Source organism: Sulfuricaulis sp. (assembly GCF_049587675.1).
Lineage (GTDB): Bacteria > Pseudomonadota > Gammaproteobacteria > Acidiferrobacterales > Sulfurifustaceae > Sulfuricaulis.
Genome location: NZ_JBAVEJ010000132.1, coordinates 1 through 4,516 on the forward strand (window position 1 = coordinate 1; position 4,516 = coordinate 4,516).

6 protein-coding genes are annotated in these 4,516 nt (G+C 61.7%); 1 reads left to right on the forward strand and 5 read right to left on the reverse strand.

The window, feature by feature from the left end:
* Together WB402_RS06955 and WB402_RS06960 are read right to left on the reverse strand one after the other, a co-directional pair.
* The coding region (locus tag WB402_RS06955) for an ABC transporter permease subunit (RefSeq protein ID WP_424206294.1) at positions 1-504 on the reverse strand (504 nt) is incomplete at its 3' end.
* A gap of 133 nt (positions 505-637) precedes the next feature.
* The gene (locus tag WB402_RS06960; protein ID WP_424206284.1) at positions 638-991 is read right to left on the reverse strand and encodes a TusE/DsrC/DsvC family sulfur relay protein; all 354 of its coding nucleotides are present in this window, start codon (positions 989-991) and stop codon (positions 638-640) included.
* 120 nt (positions 992-1,111) lie between these two features.
* On the opposite strand from WB402_RS06960, the gene WB402_RS06965 reads away from it, so the two are divergent.
* The gene (locus WB402_RS06965; RefSeq protein WP_424206286.1) at positions 1,112-1,975 is read left to right on the forward strand and encodes a LysR family transcriptional regulator; all 864 of its coding nucleotides are present in this window, start codon (positions 1,112-1,114) and stop codon (positions 1,973-1,975) included.
* A gap of 100 nt (positions 1,976-2,075) precedes the next feature.
* Here the strand turns inward: WB402_RS06965 and WB402_RS06970 are convergent, their stop codons facing one another.
* From WB402_RS06970 to WB402_RS06980, 3 genes are all read right to left on the reverse strand, one after another.
* Positions 2,076-2,702: a hypothetical protein gene (locus tag WB402_RS06970; RefSeq protein WP_424206288.1), complete on the reverse strand. Its 627-nt coding sequence runs from the start codon at positions 2,700-2,702 to the stop codon at positions 2,076-2,078.
* A 220-nt stretch (positions 2,703-2,922) separates the two neighbouring features.
* Entirely contained in the window at positions 2,923-3,372 is a 450-nt protein-coding gene (locus WB402_RS06975; protein WP_424206290.1) for a universal stress protein, read from the reverse strand.
* 52 nt (positions 3,373-3,424) lie between these two features.
* A complete protein-coding gene (locus tag WB402_RS06980) occupies positions 3,425-4,189 on the reverse strand; it encodes a ZIP family metal transporter (protein WP_424206292.1) in 765 nt (254 codons plus the stop codon).
* Positions 4,190-4,516 lie beyond the last annotated feature (327 nt).

The following is a 4,516-nucleotide window of genomic DNA, read 5'->3' on the forward strand; positions in this document are numbered from 1 at the left end:
CCTGAGCTTTACGCCGATGAGCGTGGCCATGACCACGAGCGCGGTCGAGATGAAGATCATTATTATCCCTAAGGCCGAAAGCCTGCCCCAGAGACCGTCGTCGGCGAAGCGCAGAATCTGAACCGCCAGGACCTCGGTTCCCGGCCGCGACAGGACCACGGACAGGGTCAGCTCGCGCACAAACATGCTGGCCATGAGGATCCACGCCGAGACGATGCCGGGAATGAGCAGCGGGATGATGATCCGGCGCATGGTGGTCAAGGGGCTCGCCCCGCAGACGAGCGACGACTCCTCCAGATGTGCGTGCACCTGGACGAAGGCGCTCGCCAGGGGGCGAATGCCATAAGGCAGATAGGTGGCGATGTCGCGGACGAAAGGGGACGGAGCTTTGCGGGGAGATGCAGCGGTTCTCAGGGAGAGGACAGCCTGCGCGTTAAGGAAGCTCTGATCAAGCCTCCCGTTTGCCCTGAGTATGTCGAAGGGTGAACGGAAGATGCCGTGAATAACAGGTGATACGTCCGTTCATGGTTCGACAGGCTCACCACGAACGGACTTAGAGCTTTCTTGGGTAATAGCCGGTGATGTGTTACCGGAATCAGTCAGCGCATTCCCGAATATGAAGCACGCGTGGCTCCGCTCAGCCGGTGCTCCATACGCGCGGGCGCTGCATGCCGGCGATCTTGCAGGCTTGTTTCACGTAGCCGTAGGGAAACAGCTTGTAGAGATGGGTCTTTGCCGCCTTCTTGTCGATACCAAGTTCGCGCGCCAGGAACTCCATTACGTGGCGCACGTCCGGCGCGATCCGGTTGGTGGTCCAGCGTTCGCGCATGTAGCGCAGTACCGGCCAGTGGGCCTCATTTAGTTCGATGCCTTCTTCCGCGGCCAGCTGGCAGGCGACCGCTTCGTTCCAGTCCAGCGGGTCGAACAGATAGCCATCGGGATCGCGGGCGATCTGATACTCGGTGCTCAGTTTGTTCACGGCTTGGTTCATGGCGTTTCTCCTCTCCAGAGTGCCTTGGGATGCTCCAAATATTAGGTTTCATTTATAAAGCGATCAAACGATATTATTCGCTATATAATATCGATATTGTCGATATATAGGTTTTTCCCGATGGATATTGATCAGGCCCGGACCTTTCTCGCCATTACCGCAAACGGGAGTTTTCTCGAAGCGGCCAAGCAGCTTCACCTGACCCAGTCGACCGTCAGCGCGCGGATTCAACGGCTGGAAGACGAGCTCGGCACCCGGCTGTTCGTTCGCAACCGCGCCGGCACCAGCATGACGCCCGCGGGCCGACGCTTTTTCGATTATGCCAAGCGGCTGGTGCTGACCGCTGAGCAGGCGCGCGACGACGCCGGCCTGCCGGAACGCTACCGCGCCAGCCTCCGTATCGGCGGACGCATCGCCTTGTGGGAGGGATTTCTGCCGCAGTGGGTCGGTTGGATGCGACGCCGGGCGAACGATGTCGTGATCCACAGCGAGATCGGTTTCGAGGAAGATCTCATGCGCCGGCTGATCGAAGGCTCGCTCGACATCGGCCTGATGTACACGCCGAGCCACAGCCCCGGACTGATCGTTGAACATCTGTTCGATGAAACCCTGGTGCTGGTCAGTTCGCGCGCGGACGACAAAGGCCCGGGCCAAGACTACATCTATGTCGAATGGGGGCCGGGTTTTTATGCGCAGCATGCGCAGAGCTATCTCGATCTCGAAGGACCGGCGCAGCTCGTCGACATCGGCTGGCTCGGCATTCAGTTAACACTGACCAACGGCGGCAGTTGTTTCCTGCCCGCACGCATGGCCGCGTCCTTTATCGCCGCGGGCCGTTTGTTTCGTGTCGCGGGATCGCCCGAGTACGTTCTTCCCGCTTACGTGGTTTTCCCGAGAACCGCTGACAACCCGGTGCTGGAGCAGGCGCTGCAAGGGCTGCGCGAATTGGCGGGACGGGAGCGCGAGCGCGCGGTCGGCGGGTGATTGATGATCCGCAGCGTCTTGGCGACCGTCAAGCGAGCCAGTTGTGGCATCTTGCGTCAAACGGGACGGAAGGCCGGAATGCTTCACCGATTCGCTTCGATTACGGCGCCAGTTGGCGAATCAGCAAGCCGGTCGTCGAGACGCGTACTTCATATTGCGCGGAACTGTCGGCAGCAGCGAAGGTCGCCGAGCCGTATTCGGCATCGAGCAGCGGGCTCAGCAGCGCGTAACGCTGGCGCAGGCTGAACATATCCACTTCCCGCGCGGGCGCGAGCGACCGCACGGTACGCGGTTGCTGTTGTTCTTGTGCGAGATCGTGATAGCGGCCGCTGACGCGATCGAGTTCATAAACCGTGTGCAGGCCGAGAACGTTGGCCCACGGATGCCATTTCAGGATGCGCGCATCCACGTACAGCTGATCACCGGTGAGCGTGTATGAAACTTCGCGTCCGTCGGGAAAGCGGAATTGCGCCTGGAAGCGATTCGGGCCGAGGGGTTCGGTGCGTACCACGACGGCGACTTCCTCGTGCGTCAGTGCACGGTAACCCTGGACGCCCAGGGCGATGGTGCCACAGGCCGCCGCGACTGCAAAAAACATCAGCGCCAGCAACAACCGCAGGCTCATACGCAAAGGGCGCCGCCGCCGTAGCGCCGTTCCCGCCGCGATGATCATGGCCACGCCCACGACGGCGAACAGCACTGCTACCCACCACAAAGTATCCAGCATGGATTCTCCCGGTTAAATTAAAGTGCTCGGAGTGATTTAAGTTTAGGCTCCCACCTCTCGTCGCGTGATGAAACACCTAAAGCCCAGCCCATGTCGGGCTTTTTAGTTTCCGCTCACGTTCCGAACCGCCTCAAACGATCCCAGGCAAATAAGGTTAAAAACAATGGGAGTCATGCCCCATTTTTTTCCGCTTCCCGGTGCGCGGTACAGACGATGGTGGTCAGTGCATCGGGATAAGCAGAACCGGAACCGGCGAAATCCGCACGATGCCCTCGGCCACGCTGCCGAGCAGCAGGCGCTGTACGCCGCTGCGACCATGTGTTCCCGTGACCACCAGTTCGGCCGGCCATGCGGCGGCCTCGTCGGCGATTGCGGTGGCAATGCGTTGGGCGGGGGTGCCCGTTTCCACCAGTCGCGTTTCCGCCTCAATGCCGCCCGCCCGGGAGGTCTCGCGCGCCATCTTGAGGATCTGTTCACCTGCGGCACGGCGCGCCTTCGTGATGGCGCCAATGTCGACCGCAAGTTCCGGTCCAAGCGGCAGCACACCCATGTCCACGATGTGCACAACGCGCAGCGCGGCTGCGAGACCTTTGGCGAGGCCAATGGCATGCCGAAGGGCGCGCTCGGAAGTCGGGCTTCCATCGACGGCGATCAGGATTCGCGAATACATAGTGCCTCCTTGGGCGAAGCGGGTGACGAGTCGGTGCCCGGCTGTGCGCCGCTTACGGCGCCCCGGCGACGGGCAGTACCACGGTCAGGCGCGCGAGCAGCCAATATACCAGCGCGCTCAACACCGTGCCGCCCAGGAACTGGCCGAGGTGACGGTAGCGTCGCGCCATCGGAATGAGTTCATGAATCGAAACGAACAGCATCGCTCCGGCGGCAAACGCCATGAAATGGGCGTTGAGCGACGGTGCGACACTCACCGCCAGCAGCCCGAGGATCGCGCCAAGCGGTTCGGCCAGCGCTGAGAGAAACGCCGCGCCGAACAGCAGGCGCTTGCTGCGCAGCAGCATCACCGGCACCGCCATCGCGAACTCTTCCGGCAGATTGTGCAGGGCGATGGCCACCGCCACCAGCACCCCAAGCGCGGGCGCGGCGACGTAGGCATTGGCCATGGCGAAACCTTCAGGCACATCGTGCAGGATCAGCCCGAGAGGCAAGAGATAAGCGGCCTTGATGAGCACCCGGTTCGTCAGTCCCGTTTCAGGAAACAGGTGGGTGTGCGGGATGACAAGGTGCGCCACCCAAAGGAGCGCGGCGCCGAGCGCGACGTTGGTGACGGTGTTGCTGGCGCCCATGGCTGCGATCGCTTCCGGTATGAGCTCGACTGTCGAGATCAGCACCATGATGCCGACCGAGAATCCCATGCCGGCGGCGATCGCGCGCCGGTTCTCGCGCAACAGCAGCGCCAGCACCACGCCCAGGAAGGTTGTCAGGCAGGAAAGCAGCGAGAGCAGGATGACGGCTGTATATATGGTGTTCATGATTGGTGTGGCTTCCTGGATTTACAGGTTGCAGTCACGGCGCGTCGAATTCACGCTCGGATCCCCGACCGGCCCGCTCACCTGTTGCTGCCGAATCGCCGCGCTCCCTCACTCTACGTACAAAGCGGCTCGCAAGCCCGCGCGGTCGGTCTTGTATGACCAGCCGGGACAGACCATGCCTATGTTTCGCTCTCCACGGCCCTGAGCTTTACGCCGATGAGCGTGGCCATGACCACGAGCGCGGTCGAGATGAAGATCATTATTATCCCTAAGGCCGAAAGCCTGCCCCAGAGACCGTCGTCGGCGAAGCGCAGAATCTGAACCGCC